Consider the following 19,952-nt stretch of genomic DNA (forward strand, 5'->3'; position numbering starts at 1 on the left):
GTGAATTTTATGCGAACCTGATGTAAATTATATGTAAATTTGTTTAGGTTTACAGGGGCTTTTATGATTTCATGATGCGGGGAAATCTCTGTTTTAATTTACTTTCTTTAACCAATTATAAAGGGAATATTTCACAGGGGACAATGAAGTATGAAAAAGGTAATTACATACGGTACATTTGATCTTATTTAAAGGAATCAATATTTAATATAACAAGGGAAATTTTTAATGTGATAATGTGGATTTGAGTCAATATCATGGGGAATTAGATTGTTAACTTGTTTGACAGATTCAGAAATTAATGACTATCAATTACTATTAGAAGGAACTCGGGTAAAGTTATATAAAGCAGAAAATGCTACAGCAATCCCTGAGAAAACAGCTGGATTGGATAAAAAGGTAGTGATTGCTGCAGGTAGATATGTACCTCAGAAAGATTTCGATCTTTTAGTTCCTGTTTTTTCTAAAGTTATAGAGAAATATCCGGATTGGAAGTTGGGAATGTTTGGTTCGTGAGAAGATGAACAACTTCTTCGACAACAGATTTTTGATCATAAAGCTTATAATAATATTTTTCTAATGCCAAAGACGAATGATATTATTGGTGAGATGCTTAATTCATCAATTTATGTTTTAAGTTCCAGATAGGAACCTTTTGGGGGGGTATCATTGAAGCCATGTCAGTAGGGGTTCCTTGTGTAAGTTTTGCTTGTACAGGTCCTGTTGAAATAATTAAAAATAAAGAAGACGGATTGCTTGTAGAAGAAGGAAATATTGATGATCTTGCTAATTCATTAATGACTTTAATAGGATCTGAAGAATTAAGAAAAGAATATGGTCACAAGGCTAAAAAGAATGTTGAGGGGTATACTTTTAATATCGTTGGTGACAAGTGGGAAAATATTTTAGAAGAGCAAGTACAAAAAAATAAAACAGAATAAGAAGGCATTAACAGAGATATCGATATAATATTTTATTGATGTTGTATTAGTAATATCTTTAGTCATAGAATAATAACGTGTGAAATATGAATAGGTAGACATCATAAAATTAAAAATATAAAATATATAGATAATTTATTTTATATAGGATTGTAATTAAATTCTCTATTTCTTTTTATTAGTGGTTAGATTTATGATTTATATAAATACGTTTTAGATTACTAGGAGGATTTTCATTGAAAAAAGTAAGAAAAGCCATTATTCCGGCTGCAGGATTAGGAACTCGTTTTTTACCGGCGACAAAGGCTATGCCGAAAGAAATGCTACCAATTGTTGATAAACCAACAATTCAGTATATTGTGGAAGAAGCAATTGAGTCTGGAATTGAAGATATTATTATTGTAACGGGAAAAGGAAAACGCGCAATTGAAGATCATTTTGATCATTCTTTTGAATTAGAACAAAACCTATTATCAAAAGGAAAGCATGAAATTCTTGAGAAGGTACAAGAGTCTTCGAAAATCAATATTCATTATATTCGTCAAAAGGAGCCTAAAGGTCTAGGACATGCTGTATGGTGTGCACGTAAATTCATTGGGAATGAACCATTTGCTGTATTACTTGGCGATGATATTGTTCAAGCTGAAACGCCATGCTTACGTCAATTAATGGATCAATATGAGGTAACAAAATCATCAGTAATTGGTGTTCAAACGGTTCCAGAAAATGAAACACACCGTTATGGCATTATTGATCCATTAGAGAAAAAGGATCGTAGTTATCAAGTGAGTAAATTTGTGGAAAAACCTGCTAAAGGAACAGCACCATCTAATTTAGCAATTATGGGACGGTACGTATTAACGCCAGAAATATTTATGTTCCTAGAAGATCAACAAACTGGAGCAGGTGGAGAAATTCAGTTAACAGATGCAATTCAGCGTTTAAATGAAATCCAACGTGTGTTTGCTTATGACTTTGAAGGGATACGCTATGATGTTGGAGAAAAGCTTGGATTTATTCAAACAACTGTTGAAATGGCACTGCAACATGAAAACCTAAGAAAAGAGCTATTAGACTATATGAAAAAGTTAGTAGAAAGCGAAATGGTTTATAATTAAGTTTTAACGACACAAAAAAGACTTCTATTTCATTAGAAATGAAGTCTTTTTTTAGAAAAGGATGCTAAATTTTTATGAATTAGAGTCAATATACTTGGTAAAAAGTTAAGGTAAATCTGTTTTGGGGATTAACCTTTTAATGATATTTCTTTTTTCGGTCATCGTACTTGTAGAACATTATTTAATTCAGTTGTAAATGGTTACTTCTGATACGCCATACTCGCTGCTTAATGCTTTTACAGATTGTCCCGAATGATATAATTCAACCACCATTTTTTAAACTCTTCATTAAATTTCTTGTTTGTCATCCGGACACTGCCTCCTTGAAATCCAGTGTAAGGACTTAACTAAGTTGTGTCCATATGACTATACTAACTCCGTTATTTTTGAATTTATATAAGGATAATTGAATGAAATATACTAAGGTAATCGATGGGTTTGATGTATAAATTTATATTGACGGGTTCATTATCAAGAACTAAAATGAATATCGAGTATATTAAGATTAATGAAAAAAGGTATATATTTTCTGAATAAAATATATACTCGGAAAATTCATCCTGTTTATGATTTAGTAAGTTATGTTCGGTATAATCAAAATTAACTTAGGTTATACGATTTAATTTACCTACGATTTGCTTTTTTATTAATCAAATAGACAGTAATGGAGGGGAAACATGGAAAAGGAAATAGACTTAAAAAAATTATTTAATGTTATAAAAAGAAAATTTTGGATTATTGCAGTAATTACGATATTAGCGGCATGTATTGGTGGTATATATAGCATTTTCATGAAAACGCCTTTATATGCGTCTTCTGCAAGAATCCTCATTCCAGCTAATGCCGATGCTATAGCTACACTTAAAGTGATGATAAAGGAACCTATTGTTTTAGAGAAAGTGGCCCAGCAATTAAATTCGCAAAAATCAGCAGATGCATTGAACGGACAGGTCAGTGTTGGAAAGATTGAAGAGTCACAGGTTTTTGTTATTACGGCTGTGGATACTAATCCAGCCCAGGCAGTCAAAATTGCCAATGCTACAGCAAATGTTTATAAAGAAGAAGCCAATGCTATCCTAAATTTTTCGAATGTCCGCATCTTAACAGAAGCAAAAGTACAAGAGCATCCTTTACCGATAAACTTGAATCATGCAAAAGCGATTGAGATGGCCTTGGCTGCCGGTCTTATACTGAGTATCGGAGTAGTCTTTGTATTGGATTCTCTTGATGAAACAATTAAATCGGAACGTAACATTGAAAAATTATTACCGGTTCCCGTTTTAGGAAGTGTTTCTCAAATGAAGAAAAATAATATAGTAGATAAAACAAGTAAGAGAGAAAGTGTAATAGTGGAGGGGAAAACATTTGATTCATAATAAAAAGCAAAGCCGTATCCTTGATAATAGTCATTTAATTGCTCATATCGCTCCGAAATCGAAGATGGCTGAGGAATATCGAACAATTCGTACTAACCTTCAATTTGCAATCGGCACGGACAAAACAAGAACTATAATTATTACTTCTCCTGGATATGGAGAAGGTAAAACCACCACTGTGGCAAATTTGGCGGTTTCTATGGCTCAGCGAGATGAAAAAGTCTTAGTTGTTGATGCGGATTTGCGAACTCCGGAACTACATGCGATTTTTGGGATGGAAAATAAATCTGGATTAACAAATATTTTGGAGGGAAAATCAGCATTAGAAAAAGTGGTAATGCAGACAGAAATCAAAAATGTACATATATTGACAAGTGGTCCCGAAGTTAATAATCCAGCTGAGATGCTTAGTTTACCATCTATGCAAAACTTAATTAGCAAAGCCGTAGAGCAGTATGACATTATTTTATTTGATTCTCCGCCCCTTCTTGAGGTTATAGATACAAATATACTAGCTAGTCAATGTGATGGGGTATTATTGGTGTTAAGTTGCTATCAAACTGCTAGTGAAGCAGTTGTTGAAGCGAATAGGGCCTTAGATTTAACAAAAGGAAAGCTTGTAGGGGCTATTCTAAATAAAAAAGTATAAGAGATTTATTAGAATTGATTATACATAAAATGATAATACAGCGCTTTCCTAATGGGTGACGTAAGGATGAGAAGCTTTTCATATGTTTTATAGTAGAGAATGAAAGACCACCTATAAAAAATTATAGGGTACGGTGATGTCTCCTTACCACTATCAATGGAGACACTCGATCATACTGTGGGTTGAAGAACCTTAGACGTTAGTCGTCAAGAGTGTGGTGTGAGGGAGGGTTAGATGCCCAAACTTATTTGAGGTTCTTGTCTAGAAAGTCTTTCTAAAGGATTTTGTAGATAGGAACTTTGTATTAGTTGGTTATTGATTATTTTCCTTGTCTATATGTTTAGCTAGACATATTCAATATATAAATCTTTTAATTCTAAGATAACAATTATGAGGATTTCCTTTTGTTATATATAAAAAATTTAGAGAGGGGGGCCTATTATGACATATCGTCAGAGATTATCCTTATTAATTTTAATTGATTCCTTAATCGTATTAACTACGGTTTTCTTTAGTCGCTTCTTGGTAAGTGCTGATTTCAATGTCATAACATTTCCCATCGTAGTGAGTGCAATGACGCTGCTACTTAGCCATCATATTTTTTCGTTTATTTATAAGCTTTATAAAAAAGCATGGGAGTATGCAAGTGTAGGGGAATTGCTAATTATTTTAAAAGCAATCACACTTTCTGTTATCACAACAGCAGTAGTACAACAAATATTGGTTCAAGATATTTATTTCCGTCTTCTTGTTGTAACTTGGATGATTCATATTTTACTGATTGGAGGATCACGTTTTCTATGGCGGATGTTCAGAGATGCTTATATTCAAAAAGGGGACGACAAAAAAAGAACACTAATCATTGGTGCGGGTTCTGCAGGTACAATGGTTGTAAGGCAACTTTTGAATAGTAATGATACTGAATTACTGCCTGTGGTATTTATAGATGATAATATAAAGAAACAAGGTTTGGATATTCTTGGAATACCGGTAGTTGGAGGAATTGATCGTATTGAATTTGCTGTTCAGCAATTAGATATCGATAGCATCATAATAGCAATTCCCTCACTTAGCAAGAAAGCATTAAATATGATTTTTCAAGAATGTTCCAAGACAAAAGTAAAAACACAAATTCTTCCAATGCTAGAGGATTTAGTGACTGGAAAAGTTTCAGTGAATGAATTTCGTGATGTCCAAGTAGACGATTTATTAGGACGTGATCCTGTTGAATTGGATATTGAAAGTATTTCAGAATTTATTACTAATAAAATTATTTTAGTAACTGGTGCTGGTGGTTCAATTGGATCTGAAATTTGTCGTCAAATTGCAAAATTCAACCCAAAACAATTGATTTTATTAGGTCATGGTGAAAATAGTATTTATTCTATCGAAATGGAATTGAAAGAGCTATACGGTGACACAGATATTGTCGTTACCACAGAAATTGCTGATGTACAGGATGATCTGAAAATGATGTCAGTAATGAGTCAATATCAGCCTCAAGTTGTTTATCATGCCGCTGCACATAAGCATGTACCATTGATGGAACGTAACCCCGAAGAAGCTATCAAAAACAATTTAATTGGGACAACAAACGTGGCAAAAGCGGCAAGCTGGAATGGGGTCGAGACGTTTGTAATGATTTCTACAGATAAAGCTGTGAATCCGACAAGTGTAATGGGAGCAACAAAAAGGCTTGCTGAAATGGTAATTCAAAACTTGGACAAAACAAGTAATACAAAGTTTGTGGCTGTAAGATTTGGTAATGTATTAGGAAGCCGCGGTAGTGTTATACCGTTGTTTAAAAAACAAATTAAGCAAGGTGGTCCAGTTACGGTTACACATCCAGATATGATTCGTTACTTTATGACAATTCCAGAGGCATCCAAGCTTGTAATACAGGCTGGTGCATTAGCTAAAGGAGGAGAAATATTTGTATTAGATATGGGAGATCCTGTGAAAATAGTAGATCTTGCGAAAAATTTAATTACATTATCAGGAAATTCGCTAGAAGAAATACAAATAGAGTTTACTGGAATAAGACCTGGAGAGAAGCTCTTTGAAGAACTATTGAAAAAAGAAGAAATACATGAACAACAAATTCATCCTAAAATTTATATAGGTAAAACATCGAACCTTTGTATAAACGAAATTGAATCAGTTCTCCAAACTTATAAGAATCTGGAGAAGACGGAATTAAGAAAACGTGTATTGACATTGGCAAATAGTCATATAACTCCACAAAATATGATGTAAATATGGATTTTGATCTGCATATATATGCTTAGACTTATGTTTTACTATGTAGAGAAATGAGAATGAAGTATGAACAGGTGGTTAGTTACAATATAACAATTGTAGGGTGATATATATGGAAAATAAAGTATTATTTTGTGCGACGGTAGACTTTCACTTTAAAGCATTTCATTTGCCGTATATGAAATGGTTTAAAGAACAAGGCTGGGAAGTCCATGTTGCTGCTGCTGGCAACATGGAACTTCCATATGTGGATAAGAAGTATGACATTTCTATTCAAAGGTCACCTTTGCAATTTAAGAATATTAAGGCTTATAAAGAGCTGAAAGATATTATTGATGAAAATCAATATAAAATTATTCATTGCCATACCCCGATGGGGGGAGCCGTTGCACGTTTGGCAGCAAGAAAGTCTAGAAAGCATGGAACAAAAGTTTTATATACTGCGCATGGATTTCATTTTTGTAAAGGTGCCCCGCTTGCAAATTGGCTGTTATATTATCCAATTGAAAAAATGCTAGCAAATTATACAGATTGCCTCATTACAATTAACCAAGAAGATTATAACTTGGCTGTTCAGCGAAAGTTTAAAGTACCTAAAATTGAACAAATTCATGGGGTGGGAGTGGACACAGAATATTTTAAACCAGTTAGTGAGGCTCAAAAGAATTGTCTAAGGATTGAGATGGGTTATAAACCGGATGATTTTTTAATGTTTTATGCGGCTGAGTTTAATAAAAATAAAAATCAGCAGTTTTTGATTCGTTCATTGGCCTTAATAAAAGATCATGTTCCCAATGCGAGGCTTCTATTGGCTGGGAATGGTCCTTTGATAAATGATTGCAAAAATTTAGCTAAACAAATGGGTGTATTTGAAATGATAGATTTCCTTGGTTATAGGAATGATATTGCAAAAATTTTACCTATTTGTGATATTTCTGTTGCATCCAGTCTACGTGAGGGGTTACCAGTTAATATTATGGAAGCGATGGCTTGCGGATTGCCTGTTATAGCCAGTGAGAACAGGGGCCATAAAGAGTTAATTCAAAATGGTGTAAATGGTTGGACAGTAGGTCGTGAAGACATACAGACAATGGCAGAAAAGATAAAATATCTTGCTGAAAATAGTAGCTTACAAGGCATATTCGGAGAGTCTGGTCGTGAGATTATTAAAAATAATTATGCCGTCAATAAAGTATTAGAAGAAAAGAGCTATATTTACACCATGTTTATGAGTAGAACGGAGGCGTTAGATTGGATTGTCCATTAAGAATCTTACATGTTGTAGTCAATATGAACCGTGGTGGTGCAGAAACCCTTATTATGAACTTGTACCGGAATATAGATCGAAATAAAGTGCAGTTTGATTTTCTTACTTGTAAGGAAGGTGTTTTCGATACAGAAATATCGGAATTAGGTGGGAAAGTGCACAGGATTCCATATATTACTGATGGTGGTCATAACGAATACATAAAGTCTTTAGATAATTTTTTTGAATCTCATCAAGAATATATGATTGTACACTCACACATGGATAAGATGAGTGGATTTGTGTTACGTGCAGCTAAGAAAGCCGGTATACCAGTTCGTATCGCACATAGTCACAATACTAGCAGTGAAGGTGGAGTTGCTGCGAAAGTATATAAGTGGTATGCAGGGAAGTATATATTACGAAGTGCGACACATCTTTTAGCATGTTCGGATGCAGCATCTCGCTGGTTATTTGCAGGTAAAACAGATACTGCCACGATTTTAAAAAATGGAATTGAGCCTGAAAAGTTTTCATTTTCCCCCGAAATTAGAAAACAGATACGAGAGGAACTAAATCTTACAGTTGATAACTTTGTAGTAGGGCATGTAGGAAGGTTTGCGCATCAAAAAAATCATGGATTCCTTATCGAAGTGTTTGCTCAGTTAGTTAAACTTAGAAGAGATTCCGTTCTTGTTTTGGTGGGGGATGGTCCGTTACGGTTAAAGATTGAACAAAAAGTGGAAGAATTAAATTTAGGGGCTAATGTAAAGTTTCTTGGCATAAGGAGCGATATCGACCATTTACTTCAAGCTTTTGATGTATTTGCATTCCCATCCATTCATGAAGGATTGCCTGTTACTCTTATAGAAGCGCAAGGAGCTGGGTTATCTTGTGTAATCTCGGATGCGATAACTAAAGAAGTAGACATGGGAGCAGGTCTAGTGAGTTTTGAAAGCATAAATACCTCTCCCGAAATATGGGCGCAGGATATATTGGATGTCAATAAACGTATGCAAGATGTAGAAGGATATATCAAGAAAGAAGGATATGATATAAGTGAATCGGCTACTTGGCTTGAGAATTTTTATCTTCAAGCGCTTTAATTAATAGTAACTTCTATATTTTAAATAATGTCTAAAGGATTAAAAAGGAGCACAATGATGTCAAGAGTTTCATGTTGTCTTAGGCTAGGAGAAGTTCCGCTGCATCTCTATAATATAACTGCAGGTTTTGTTCTACTTGCTCAACAAGGAGTAATAGACTTGAGGATAGAGAAACTTAGTAAGAATCATCAAGATCAATTACCTTATAATATGATGGAAGTTATAATCAACGGGAAAACTCGAGTGTTATATGATGTTAATGATGGTTATGATAATTTGCTTAAGCAAAATCAGGATTATGTTGAGTTTATGAATGTGTTGTTAGAAAAATACGACTTTTACTTTAAGCGAAGTTTTAATAGTTTTTATAATTCAAAGTTAAGGCATAAGGAAAAAATTTATCCTCTTGGATTAAATTATATGGTTACAATACCTGGAAATATTGCGCATTCACCGATGCCTCAAGATCCACTTAGGGAGAAAATTAAGAAAGTAATACGGAAGGTTCCGTTGTCTCAATATTACAATGGTTTATATCGTATTAATTCTTTTGAAGATATACCTCATAAAGAAATAGATTCAAAAATTCTTTTTATGGCTAGGTTATGGGATGTAAATGGAGATTATGAAGGGCAAATTTCTTCGAATAAAAAGGAAGAACGTGCATATATTAATGATTTTCGAGCAACATGCATTAGACTTTGTCGAAAAGAGTTTGGAGATAAATTTTATGGAGGAGTAGCACCATCAGAATTTGCATATAAAAATTATGCAGATATTGTTATAGAAGACGGAAAAGCTACTGAACGGAATAATTACCTAAGAAAGGTAAAAGAATCTGCAATTTGTATTGCAACTATGGGATTACATCAATCTATTGGTTGGAAATTTGCAGAGTATGTTGCAGCAAGCAAGGCTATAGTAACAGAAGAATTACATTATGAAGTCCCAGGTGATTTTCGTGATGGTCAAAATTATCTTGTTTTTAAAACACCAGAAGAATGTATAAATCAAATATATACTTTATCAAATGATGAAAATTATAGATATCAAATGATGATTAACAATTATAGATATTACCATGAATATGTAAGACCTGATAGATTAGTATTAAATAGTATATTAACAATATTAGGGAATGAATTTTAATAGATTAGATGATTGATGGAGAGATGTAAATTGAAACCTACTCTTACAATTTTTACACCTACATTTAACCGTGCTTACACGCTGCATTTATGTTATGAAAGTTTAAAGCGACAGACAAGTAAGGATTTTGTTTGGTTAATTATTGATGATGGATCTACAGATGACACAAGAGAGTTAATAGAAAATTGGATTTCCCAAGGCAGTATCTCAATTCAGTATCATTATCAAGAGAATCAGGGAATGCACGGGGCACATAATACTGCTTACGAATTAATTGATACGGAACTTAATGTTTGTATTGATTCTGATGATTATATGGCGGATGATGCCGTTGAAAATATCACTCGTTTTTGGAAGGAGTATGGAAGTAATGATTACGCTGGCATAATAGGATTAGACGCTAATCCAAATGGAAAAGTTATTGGAACGATGATGCCGGAACATGTGAAGGAATCTAAACTGACAGATTTGCATGCGAAATATAAAGTCACAGGTGATAAAAAGTTAGTTTATCGATCAGAGTTAACACGAAAAACCCCACCATATCCAATATTTCCGGGCGAAAAGTACTGTCCTTTAAGTTATAAATATATTCTTATTGATCAAGAGCAGCCTTTACTCATCATGAATAAAGTTCTTTGTCATGTTGAGTATTTAGCAGATGGATCTAGCATGAACATTATTAAGCAATATAGAAAAAACCCCCAAGGGTTCTCATTCTTTAGAAAAGTTGCTATGAAATATGCTCCTACATTAAAAGAAAAATTTCGAGAATCTATACATTATGTATCTAGCAACTTGATGATCAAAAACTATAAATTTCTTATTGAGTCCCCATGTAAGCTTATTACTTTGGTGGCTACACCTTTTGGGATTATGCTTCATTTTTATATTCAAAAGACGAGTAAAGCTACTGTTTTGAAAAATAAATAGTAGGTCTTTAATTAACTATGTATTTTATTGTCACATGTATTTAGATTGTAAGAGAAATATAGGACTGATAGGCTATATTATTGAATTATTTGGTTAAAGAATAGCAAAGAGTTTTATATTTACAATCTATAATATGAAAGGAATTTAAAAATGTTTATATTTTGGGTTACGCTGGTCTTAGTTTATATTCTTTCTTTTTTAGCAAGATATTTTTCTACTCCTGTAATAATGGGACCACACATTGTTCAATCAAAGCCAAATAAGCTGTTAGTATTTTTAACAATAGTTATTCTTGTAATGGTGTCTGGTCTCCGTAATAATATCGGGGATACTTTTTTTTATATGTATTCTTATAAAAAAGATACGTTTGATTGGGAACATATAAAAGAAGGAAAAGATATGGGTTTTAATGTGCTTCAGATGATTTTAAAACAGTTCTCTAATGACCCTCAAATATTGATTTTTGTAACGGCACTAATAACAAATGTACTTATTGTGTTGGTTTTATATAAATATACAAGAATGTTCGAATTAAGTTTATATGTATATATAACAGGTGGAATGTATTTAATATCAATGAATGGGATAAGGCAATTTCTTGCAGCAGCAATTATTTTTGCTGCAACAAAATATATATTTGAAGGTAACTGGAAAAAGTATATTCTAATTATTCTATTTGCATCAACAATACATCAAACTGCACTTATCCTTATTCCAATATATTTTATGATTAGGAGAAAAGCATGGTCATGGGAAACGTATGTAACCCTTTTTTGCTCTGTATTCATAGTTATAGGGTTTAATCAATTTTTAGATACGTTATTCTCAGTCATAGGAGATAGTCAGTATGGAGATTACAAGAACTTTTCTGAGGGCGGAGCAAATATACTTAGAGTTGGAGTTAATATTCCTCCAATTATTATTGCTTACATTGGAAGAGAGAAACTTAGGGAAATATTTCCTAAAAGTGACTATGTAGTAAATATGTCTATATTAGGACTTGTATTCATGATAATTTCAACACAAAATTGGATTTTTGCAAGATTTTCTATATATTTTGGATTATACCAATTAATTTTAATTTCATGGATTATAAAATTATTTACTGATAAAGACCAAAAACTAGTTTATTATGCAATATTAGTATTTTATTTTATTTTCTATGCATACGAGAATGTAATAACATTAAACATTATTTATAAAAGTAATTTTTTAAATTTCTAAGTTTTTTAAGGTGAAATATGTTAATGACTAGTTGATCAATGAAATATGGAAATTTAGGTGTATAGGTATATTATTCTATATAGTTTAGAAAGGGGATACTGAGTTGGCATTTACAGAAAAGATTCCACGCACCATTCACTATTGTTGGTTTGGTAAAGGAGAAAAACCTATAATAGTAAAAAAATGTATAGATAGCTGGAAAGAGAATTTAGCTGGTTATGAAATAATTGAGTGGAATGAAGATAATTTTGATATAAATTGTAATTTATATGTCAAGGAAGCCTATGAATACAAAAAATTTGCATTTGTAAGTGATTATGTAAGAGTATACGCTCTTTATAAATTTGGAGGAATTTACTTAGATACGGATGTGGAGGTATTCAAATCTTTTGATGATATGCTACATCATGATTCATTTTGGGGATTTGAACAAGAGAACTATATAGCTACAAGTACAATAGGAGCGACTAAAGGAAATGTGTTAATAAGAATGTTTCTAGATTCATACGAAGAAAAAAGTTTTATTAAAGAGGACGGAAAGTATGACAGTTTAACCAATGTGGCCATTATAAGCGAGATACTAAAAAATAAAGGATTACAGTTGAATGGAAAATATCAAGAAATAAGTGGGATAGGAGCCTTCTATCCTCAAACATATTTTTCTCCATATGATTATATTAACTGTAGAAAATTTATTACTCCAAATACATATGCAATGCATCATTTTTATAAAAGTTGGTTACCACCTAAAGCAAGATTGAAGAGTGGTTTAAAACTGTTAGCATCTAAGGTTATAGGTGGAGAAAATATAGCGCGGATAAGAAAATTTGTTACAAAAAATTAGGAGGCATATATGAAGGATATACTGGTGGCCTCATTTGATATGGAAGTTGGAGGAGTAGAAAGAAGCCTTATAAGTATGCTTGAGGGTTTTGATTACAAAAAATACGCTGTTGATTTAATGCTGTATAGGCATCAAGGGGATTTTATGGAATTAGTTTGTAACAAGGTAAATTTATTAGAAGAAATTCCACAATACACCACCTTTAGGAAGTCAATCGGAGAAACATTAAAGGATAAAGAGTATGGCATTGGATTTTCTAGAATTTTATCTAAGATAAATACTCGTTTTGCAGGAAAAGCTAAAGGAATAGTAGAGACAGGATATTATCAAATGCAATTAATGTGGAAATATGCTATTCCATTTTTACCTAAACTAGATAAAGAGTATGATGTTGCAATTAGTTATTTGTGGCCACATTATTTTGTAGCAGATAAGGTCAAGGCTAAGAAAAAAATAGCATGGATTCATACAGATTATTCTACAATTGAGACAGATATAGAGATGGATTTAAAAGTATGGAATAAATTTGATTGTATTGTAGCTGTATCAGAGGCATGCAAAAATTCATTTTTAAAAAAATATAGTGCATTAAAAAATAAGGTTATAGTAATGGAAAATATAACCTCCCCGCAGTTTATTAGAGATATGGCGAATGAAGAAATAGATACCCCTATGCTTCTTGATAACCGTTTTAAAGTTATAACTGTGGCTAGACTATCTCATGCAAAAGGAATCGATAATGCTGTTAGGGCTTTAAGGATATTGAAAGATAAAGGCTATGAGAATATAGCCTGGTATGTAGTTGGATATGGTGGAGACGAAACAATGATTAAAAATCTAATAAGGGATTTGAAATTAGAAAATAGCTTTGTGTTGCTAGGAAAGCAAATCAATCCATATCCATATATAAAAGAAGCTGATTTATATGTCCAACCATCTAGATATGAGGGAAAAGCTGTTACAGTAGGAGAGGCTCAGATACTTGCAAAACCAGTCCTAATTACAAATTATACAACCGCAAACAGTCAAGTGAAAAATGGGGTTGACGGATATATTACGGAATTATCCGTTGAAGGAATAGCAGATGGAATAGAAAAATTGTATAAGGATGCTACCGTAAGAAAGCAGTTAGCTAACAATTGTAGTAATACTGATTATAGTAATAAATATGAATTAAATAAGTTGTATGAAATTATAGAGGCTTAAAAGTTTATTAAGTGTATTGGTACAACTACAAAAATTTTTAAAAATGAAAGTATAAGGGATTCAAAGCAAAGGGGTGAATTGCCCATGAATAGAAATGTCAGTGTAATTATACCGGTTTATAATGCTGGTAAATATATTACTCGGTGTATAGAATCACTGTTAAATCAGGTGCTTCATAACTGCGAATTTATCTTTATTAATGATGGTTCAACGGACAATAGCGTAGAGATTATTGAAAAGTATAGGGCACTAGATGACAGGATTATACTTATAAATCAAAAAAATCAAGGTGTGAGTATTGCAAGGAATCAAGGACTTCTTATAGCTAATGGTGAATATATTGGATTTGTTGATGCTGATGATTATGTAGAAGCGGATATGTATGAAACTCTGTATAATTCAGCAAAACAAAGCAATTGTGATGTAATTATATCAAATTTAAGAAGTGAGATTGAAGGGCATAAGGTAACAATTGAATATCCATTTCCAACTAATATCGTTCTAAAAAAAGAATATATAAATAAAGAGATATTAACCTATTTTCTTAAAAGCGATAATTTAAATACTGCTGTAAACAAAATTTATAAAAATAGCATAATAACGAAAAATAATGTGAAGTTTCCAGAGAAGGTCGCATTAGGAGAAGATGGAATGTTTAATATTCAATTTTTTAGTAATGCAACTAATATGAAATATATAGATTATACGGGATATTATTATAGGGATGTAGCGGGTAGCGCAACTCGGGATATCTCAAAAAAAGATTATTTCAAGCGAGCTGTGGAAGTATATAATATGGAACTACCGAAAATTTACATCGAAAAGGTCGATAAGGCAAAGATACGTGAATTGAAATCAAGAAAGTTTATAAATAGTGTAATTTCCTACGTATATATTTATTTTGAACCGTCTAAGGAAATACGGTTTAGTGAGAGATATGAATACATAAAAAAAATGATATGCAATAAATATGTTAGAGAGGCATTGCCGCTATATTGTGAAGTAACTTATAGCAAGCTTGGTAGATATGAGAAATTTTTAATAAATATGATTAAAAGAAAATCTACTGTGGGGTTATACTTCGCAGTCTCTTACAGCAGGCTTAGAAATAAATAAAACTGGAGGAATTTAGTGTGAAGTTTATGATGTTTGCCCATGGGGGCAGTTTAAATAGAGGGTGCGAAGCGATAGTTCGAGCTTCTACAAATATTATAAAAGAAAAAATAGATGGAGCAAAAGTATGTTTGGCATCAGATAGACCTGAAACAGATAAGGTAATCAATAAGTTAGATTATATATATGATGGTTCTAGCCGCAGTCTGAAAAAATATTCATATGATTGGTTATTGTCCTCAGTTAAAGTAAAACTCTTTAACGATGAGTCTTATGCATTAGGGAAAATTCATCATAACATAATAAAGCATATAAAAAGTTCCGATGTATGTTTATCTATCGGGGGGGATAATTATTGCTATGGAGAGCAACCTGGGTGGTATGAGATTGATAGAAGAGTAAAAATGCAGGGGAAAAAGCTAGTACTATGGGGATGTTCTATAGGAGAAGAGGATATGTCTGAAAGAAAGTTGGAAGATCTAAAGCTCTTTGATTTAATATTAGCACGCGAAAGTCTTACCTATAATATGTTAAAAAAACAAGGATTAAATAACGTTCAATTGTGTGCTGATGCTGCATTTACAATGGAAAAAGAAGAATTGGAGTTGCCTAATGGATGGCAGGAAGGAAATACAATGGGTCTTAATTTTAGCCCGCTTGTATGGAATAGAAATGAGAATTCTCAAGTTGCGGTAAGAGAGTTAATTAATCATATATTAAATACGACAGATATGACGATTGCTCTTACACCTCACGTTATTGAAGATGGGAACAATGATTACGAAGTTCTCTACAAATATTACAAAGAATTTAAGGACACAGGCAGAGTGATTCTGTTACCAGATAACTTAAATGCAATACAGTATAAGGGGTATATAGCTAGAATGCGTTTCTTTATAGGAGCTCGAACGCATGCAACTATAGCTGCTTACTCTAGTTTTATTCCGACTATGGTATTGGGATATAGTGTAAAGTCCAAAGGGATATCTAAAGATATATTTGGGGAAGAAAAATTAGTTTTAGATATAGAGGAGATATCTGATAGTAATAAATTAAAAGCAAGATTTGATGAGATGGTACGAGAGGAAGAGGAGATAAGGCAAAAGCTACGACAATCTATACCTAATATAAAGAAAATGTCTTACAAAGCAGTAGAATATTTGAAAGAATTGTCTAAGTAATTTGGGGTACATTATGAAAAAAAAACTACTATTTGTTATGCCTAGTTTATCTGCTGGTGGTGGAGAAAAAAGCTTGATAAATTTACTATCTCAGATAGATTACAGTTTATATGATGTAGATTTATTTTTGTTTAATAAAACAGGAATATTCATAAATTCGATACCAAGAGAGGTAAATATATTAGATCTGCCAAGTGATTATAAAATATTTGCATCTAGCCTTAAAAATTCAATAATGGGCTTTTTAAAGAATGGACAAATTGATTTAGCATATTCAAGATTGATGTTCACTATTAAAAATAGATTGATAAAGGAAGCTGCAATTTCAGAACAGTATACATGGGAATATCAAAGTAAGTCATTTGAAGTGTTAGAAAAAGAGTATGATGCAGCGATAGGCTATCTTGAAAAGTCTTCAATATACTTCGTAGTTGATAAGGTCAATGCCAAAAAAAAGGCTGGATGGATACATACAAACTATTCGAATTCAGGTATGGATTGCCAGTTCGATAACTCATATTTTGAACAACTAGATAATCTAATAACGGTTTCAGAAGAGTGTGCAAAATCGTTACAAGAAAATTTTCCACAACTAAAAAATAAAGTTACGATTATATATAATATAGTAGCTCCTGGCGTTATATATGATTTATCTAAAGAAGATATAGAAGATGACAGTTTGTTTGATAGACATTATACCAATATTATTACTGTCGCCAGATTAAGTCATGAAAAGGGTTTAGATTTAGCAGTGAAATCTTGCAAGTTACTTCTTGAAAAAGGATACAAGATAAATTGGTACGTATTAGGGGATGGAAATGAAAAAGATGCATTAGAACGTTTAATAGAAGATCATCATCTATCAAACCATTTTACAATTTTGGGGGTTCGAGAAAATCCCTATCCTTATATACGAAAAGCAGATATATATGTGCAACCATCTAGGTATGAAGGTAAGTCTATAGCAATTGATGAAGCAAAAATATTGCATAAACCGATAGTGGTGACTAACTTTGAAACTGCAAAAGATCAAATAAATCATGGAATAAACGGAATTATTGCTGAGATGTCTGAAGAAGGAATAGCAACTGAAATTGAAAGGCTTATCAAAGATATAGAATTAAGGGAAAGAATCGTAAATAATTTATCTACAGAAAAGTTAGGAACCGAAAAAGAAATAAATAAGCTCTACGGAATTCTTTAAAAGGTGATTATTATGAAAAAAGACGTATTATTTGTTATCAATAATTTGAACTGCGGTGGGGCTGAGAAGTCATTAATCTCTCTGTTGAATACGATGGATTACTCTCGCTATAATGTGGATTTATTTTTATTTAAGCATGAAGGTTTATTCCTTAATAAAATTCCTAAACAAGTGAATGTATTAGAAGAACCTCCTGAGTATCAGTTGTTTGATATGCCGATAAAAGCAGCTATCATGAAATGCTTGCGACAAGGAAGACTAGATATAGCCTTATCAAGGGTTTGTGCAGGTTACATATTTAAAAGTGAAAAAAACAAGGCTCGTTGTGAACAGAGAGTATGGCGATATCTATCAAAATCTTTACAGAATATAAGTAAAAAGTATGATGTAGCGATTGGGTACTTAGAAAAGAACCCAGTTTACTTTTGTATAGACAAAGTAAATGCGAATAAGAAAATTGGTTTTATACACACTGATTATGACAAATTAGGAATGGATCCTAACATTGATAGGGGTTATTTTCGTTCATTGGATCATATAGTGACGGTGTCTGAGGAATGTGCCAATGTTTTAAAACAAAGATTTTCTATATATAACGACAAAATAGGTGTTATTCATAACATCGTATCTCCAAGTACGATAAATAAAATGTCACAGGAAAAGATAGATCTAGAGCGTAAAGGGGTAAAGCTTGTTTCTGTAGGAAGGTTAAGTCATGAAAAGGGATTTGATTTGGCTATAGAAGCCTGTAAGAATCTGGTTGGAGATGGATATGAAATAAAGTGGTATATCATTGGAGAAGGGGAAGGGCGAGGTAAGTTAGAAAAAATGATAGAAGAAAATCACCTTCAAGATCATTTTTTACTGTTAGGACTGAAAGAAAATCCCTATCCGTATATAAGAGAAGCAGATATATATGTACAACCATCCAGGTTCGAAGGAAAGTCTATCGCAATAGACGAAGCAAAAATACTGCATAAACCAATAGTGGTAACAAACTTCAGTACAGCTAAAGACCAAATTAAAAATGAAGAAAATGGGCTGATTATAGACATGGATGCTCACTCACTTTCGGAGGGAATTAAGAAATTAATACATAATGAAGAATTAAGAAATAAGTTAATAAAGAACTTATCAGATGAAGAGCTAGGAACCGAGTCGGAGATAAAAAAATTATATATATTATTTGAGTAGTATAGAAAGGACATAATTATATGGTTATACAGGCAGCGTGCTTTGTGTTACTTGCTGTAATCGCAATTATTGTAGTGATTGATTTCATTCCTATAGGAAAGAATTGGTTGGGAAGAATAAAAATAGGAAGATATACGGATAAAAGCTTATGGAATCAGTCAATCACTCATATAGGTGTTAAGTGGCTAAATAAAACACCAAAGATTAAGGTAACTGATAACACAAGATTAATAGCAATTGATATGTTGAAAGGAAATTATACGAAAAGTGCTATACAGCATTGGCAAGAAGCATCGTTACTATTAGGGTTGTCTGAATACCTGAAATATAACGATGACAAAGCAGTGAAACATGAAATTACGAAGTTTTTGAACTCTAAATTTGATCATAATGGTCAGTGGGCGCACAAACCTCAGTATGTAGATGGGGCAATACTTGCTTATGCGATCATGAAGCTGGATTTTGAGGATATAGATAAATATAAAAAAGCCTTGGATGCTACTTGGGAAATGATACAAGAGCATTTAGGTGAAGATGGTACAATAGAATATAGGAAGTTTATGAAAGGGTATCGCTATGTAGATACCATAGGTTTCATATGTCCATTTTTAGTGACTTACGGCATTAGGTATAACAAAAGTGAGTGTATAGATTTGGCTGTAAAGCAGATTAAAGAATATGAAACATATGGAATGTTAAACTTAAGTCATATACCATGTCATGCTTATAGATTAGAAGATAAAGTTCCTCTAGGTTTATATGGCTGGGGAAGAGGTCTTGGATGGTTTGCTATAGGTCTTATAGATACGTGGAATGAATTACCAGAAAACAACAGCTATAAACCTGTATTAGAAGAAAGTGTACGTAAATTTGCAAAAGCTACGATGAAATTTCAACAACAAGGCAATTGGAATTGGACTGTAACCAGGAACGAATGCGGACCAGATTCTTCCGCTACATCCACACTGGGGTGGTTTATGTTAAATGCAGCAAAGATAGAAGATATTTCAAAGGAATGTTTGGAAAGTGCAGATAAAGCTATCGGTTATTTGATGGGAGTGACAAGAAGAAACGGAGCGGTCGACTTCTCTCAAGGTGATACGAAGGATATAGGTGTATATTCTACGTTATTCGATATCTTGCCATTCACACAAGGGTTTTGTATTAGATTAATTAATTTACGTAATAATTATAAAATTTAGTCATCCT

18 protein-coding genes and 1 pseudogene are annotated in these 19,952 nt (G+C 32.5%); 18 read left to right on the top strand and 1 reads right to left on the bottom strand.

Features of this window, described 5'->3' with window-relative positions; all coding sequences use genetic code 11:
* The first annotated feature begins 270 nt into the window (after positions 1 to 270).
* The 3 genes from JDS80_RS11070 to galU all read left to right on the top strand — a co-directional run bounded on the left by JDS80_RS11070 (position 271) and on the right by galU (position 2,059).
* Positions 271 to 516 carry a glycosyltransferase family protein gene (locus JDS80_RS11070; RefSeq protein WP_002094341.1) on the top strand — a complete coding sequence of 82 codons (246 nt, stop codon included), beginning with the start codon at positions 271 to 273 and terminating at the stop codon, positions 514 to 516.
* A gap of 161 nt (positions 517 to 677) precedes the next feature.
* On the top strand, positions 678 to 941 hold the full coding sequence (locus JDS80_RS11075; protein ID WP_071743866.1) for a glycosyltransferase: 264 nt from the start codon (positions 678 to 680) through the stop codon (positions 939 to 941).
* Positions 942 to 1,177: 236 nt separating this feature from the next.
* Positions 1,178 to 2,059: a UTP--glucose-1-phosphate uridylyltransferase GalU gene (gene galU, locus JDS80_RS11080; RefSeq protein ID WP_000757802.1), complete on the top strand. Its 882-nt coding sequence runs from the start codon at positions 1,178 to 1,180 to the stop codon at positions 2,057 to 2,059.
* A gap of 192 nt (positions 2,060 to 2,251) precedes the next feature.
* Here galU and JDS80_RS11085 read toward each other — a convergent pair.
* Positions 2,252 to 2,367, bottom strand: a pseudogene (locus JDS80_RS11085) (transposase); the annotation flags it as partial.
* Between the two features lie 369 nt (positions 2,368 to 2,736).
* Here JDS80_RS11085 and JDS80_RS11090 point away from each other — a divergent pair.
* The 15 genes from JDS80_RS11090 to JDS80_RS11160 all read left to right on the top strand — a co-directional run bounded on the left by JDS80_RS11090 (position 2,737) and on the right by JDS80_RS11160 (position 19,945).
* Positions 2,737 to 3,435 carry a YveK family protein gene (locus JDS80_RS11090; protein WP_000409967.1) on the top strand — a complete coding sequence of 233 codons (699 nt, stop codon included), beginning with the start codon at positions 2,737 to 2,739 and terminating at the stop codon, positions 3,433 to 3,435.
* Entirely contained in the window at positions 3,425 to 4,084 is a 660-nt protein-coding gene (locus JDS80_RS11095; RefSeq protein WP_000581658.1) for a CpsD/CapB family tyrosine-protein kinase, read from the top strand. Before JDS80_RS11090 ends, JDS80_RS11095 begins: the two co-directional genes overlap by 11 nt.
* Positions 4,085 to 4,525: 441 nt before the next feature.
* Complete coding sequence (locus tag JDS80_RS11100) at positions 4,526 to 6,340, top strand: polysaccharide biosynthesis protein (RefSeq protein WP_016130949.1); 1,815 nt, start codon at positions 4,526 to 4,528, stop codon at positions 6,338 to 6,340.
* 115 nt (positions 6,341 to 6,455) lie between these two features.
* Complete coding sequence (locus JDS80_RS11105) at positions 6,456 to 7,610, top strand: glycosyltransferase family 4 protein (protein WP_071769870.1); 1,155 nt, start codon at positions 6,456 to 6,458, stop codon at positions 7,608 to 7,610.
* Positions 7,595 to 8,695 carry a glycosyltransferase family 1 protein gene (locus JDS80_RS11110; RefSeq protein ID WP_000340571.1) on the top strand — a complete coding sequence of 367 codons (1,101 nt, stop codon included), beginning with the start codon at positions 7,595 to 7,597 and terminating at the stop codon, positions 8,693 to 8,695. Before JDS80_RS11105 ends, JDS80_RS11110 begins: the two co-directional genes overlap by 16 nt.
* A gap of 57 nt (positions 8,696 to 8,752) precedes the next feature.
* Complete coding sequence (locus tag JDS80_RS11115) at positions 8,753 to 9,844, top strand: hypothetical protein (RefSeq protein WP_016130947.1); 1,092 nt, start codon at positions 8,753 to 8,755, stop codon at positions 9,842 to 9,844.
* Positions 9,845 to 9,874: 30 nt separating this feature from the next.
* Complete coding sequence (locus tag JDS80_RS11120; protein WP_070145562.1) at positions 9,875 to 10,777, top strand: glycosyltransferase family A protein; 903 nt, start codon at positions 9,875 to 9,877, stop codon at positions 10,775 to 10,777.
* A 150-nt stretch (positions 10,778 to 10,927) separates the two neighbouring features.
* Positions 10,928 to 12,001, top strand: coding sequence for an EpsG family protein (locus JDS80_RS11125; RefSeq protein WP_000469601.1), 1,074 nt, complete (start codon positions 10,928 to 10,930; stop codon positions 11,999 to 12,001).
* 103 nt (positions 12,002 to 12,104) lie between these two features.
* Positions 12,105 to 12,845 (top strand): glycosyltransferase family 32 protein, encoded by a 741-nt coding sequence (locus JDS80_RS11130; RefSeq protein WP_000885932.1) that lies wholly within the window; start codon positions 12,105 to 12,107, stop codon positions 12,843 to 12,845.
* A gap of 9 nt (positions 12,846 to 12,854) precedes the next feature.
* Positions 12,855 to 14,051, top strand: coding sequence for a glycosyltransferase (locus tag JDS80_RS11135; RefSeq protein ID WP_000651828.1), 1,197 nt, complete (start codon positions 12,855 to 12,857; stop codon positions 14,049 to 14,051).
* Between the two features lie 84 nt (positions 14,052 to 14,135).
* The gene (locus JDS80_RS11140) at positions 14,136 to 15,167 is read left to right on the top strand and encodes a glycosyltransferase (RefSeq protein WP_199638426.1); all 1,032 of its coding nucleotides are present in this window, start codon (positions 14,136 to 14,138) and stop codon (positions 15,165 to 15,167) included.
* Between the two features lie 17 nt (positions 15,168 to 15,184).
* Positions 15,185 to 16,345 carry a polysaccharide pyruvyl transferase family protein gene (locus JDS80_RS11145; RefSeq protein WP_000671003.1) on the top strand — a complete coding sequence of 387 codons (1,161 nt, stop codon included), beginning with the start codon at positions 15,185 to 15,187 and terminating at the stop codon, positions 16,343 to 16,345.
* A 13-nt stretch (positions 16,346 to 16,358) separates the two neighbouring features.
* On the top strand, positions 16,359 to 17,549 hold the full coding sequence (locus JDS80_RS11150; protein WP_016130943.1) for a glycosyltransferase: 1,191 nt from the start codon (positions 16,359 to 16,361) through the stop codon (positions 17,547 to 17,549).
* A gap of 12 nt (positions 17,550 to 17,561) precedes the next feature.
* Entirely contained in the window at positions 17,562 to 18,743 is a 1,182-nt protein-coding gene (locus tag JDS80_RS11155) for a glycosyltransferase (RefSeq protein ID WP_199638428.1), read from the top strand.
* 20 nt (positions 18,744 to 18,763) lie between these two features.
* Positions 18,764 to 19,945, top strand: coding sequence for a glycoside hydrolase family 88 protein (locus JDS80_RS11160; protein WP_071734717.1), 1,182 nt, complete (start codon positions 18,764 to 18,766; stop codon positions 19,943 to 19,945).
* Positions 19,946 to 19,952: the final 7 nt, after the last annotated feature.

Origin of the sequence: Bacillus cereus group sp. N8, assembly GCF_016483685.1 — a bacterium.
Classification (GTDB): Bacteria; Bacillota; Bacilli; order Bacillales; family Bacillaceae_G; genus Bacillus_A; species Bacillus_A proteolyticus.

What these genes read in the sequence shown, in the direction of transcription:
- JDS80_RS11155 (WP_199638428.1), top strand. Translation starts at nt 17,562, where the DNA reads ATGAAAAAAGACGTATTATTTGTTATCAATAATTTGAACTGCGGTGGG.
- JDS80_RS11075 (WP_071743866.1), top strand. Translation starts at nt 678, where the DNA reads ATGTCAGTAGGGGTTCCTTGTGTAAGTTTTGCTTGTACAGGTCCTGTT.
- JDS80_RS11125 (WP_000469601.1), top strand. Translation starts at nt 10,928, where the DNA reads ATGTTTATATTTTGGGTTACGCTGGTCTTAGTTTATATTCTTTCTTTT.
- JDS80_RS11150 (WP_016130943.1), top strand. Translation starts at nt 16,359, where the DNA reads ATGAAAAAAAAACTACTATTTGTTATGCCTAGTTTATCTGCTGGTGGT.
- JDS80_RS11090 (WP_000409967.1), top strand. Translation starts at nt 2,737, where the DNA reads ATGGAAAAGGAAATAGACTTAAAAAAATTATTTAATGTTATAAAAAGA.
- JDS80_RS11135 (WP_000651828.1), top strand. Translation starts at nt 12,855, where the DNA reads ATGAAGGATATACTGGTGGCCTCATTTGATATGGAAGTTGGAGGAGTA.
- JDS80_RS11115 (WP_016130947.1), top strand. Translation starts at nt 8,753, where the DNA reads ATGTCAAGAGTTTCATGTTGTCTTAGGCTAGGAGAAGTTCCGCTGCAT.
- JDS80_RS11140 (WP_199638426.1), top strand. Translation starts at nt 14,136, where the DNA reads ATGAATAGAAATGTCAGTGTAATTATACCGGTTTATAATGCTGGTAAA.
- JDS80_RS11160 (WP_071734717.1), top strand. Translation starts at nt 18,764, where the DNA reads ATGGTTATACAGGCAGCGTGCTTTGTGTTACTTGCTGTAATCGCAATT.
- JDS80_RS11100 (WP_016130949.1), top strand. Translation starts at nt 4,526, where the DNA reads ATGACATATCGTCAGAGATTATCCTTATTAATTTTAATTGATTCCTTA.
- JDS80_RS11105 (WP_071769870.1), top strand. Translation starts at nt 6,456, where the DNA reads ATGGAAAATAAAGTATTATTTTGTGCGACGGTAGACTTTCACTTTAAA.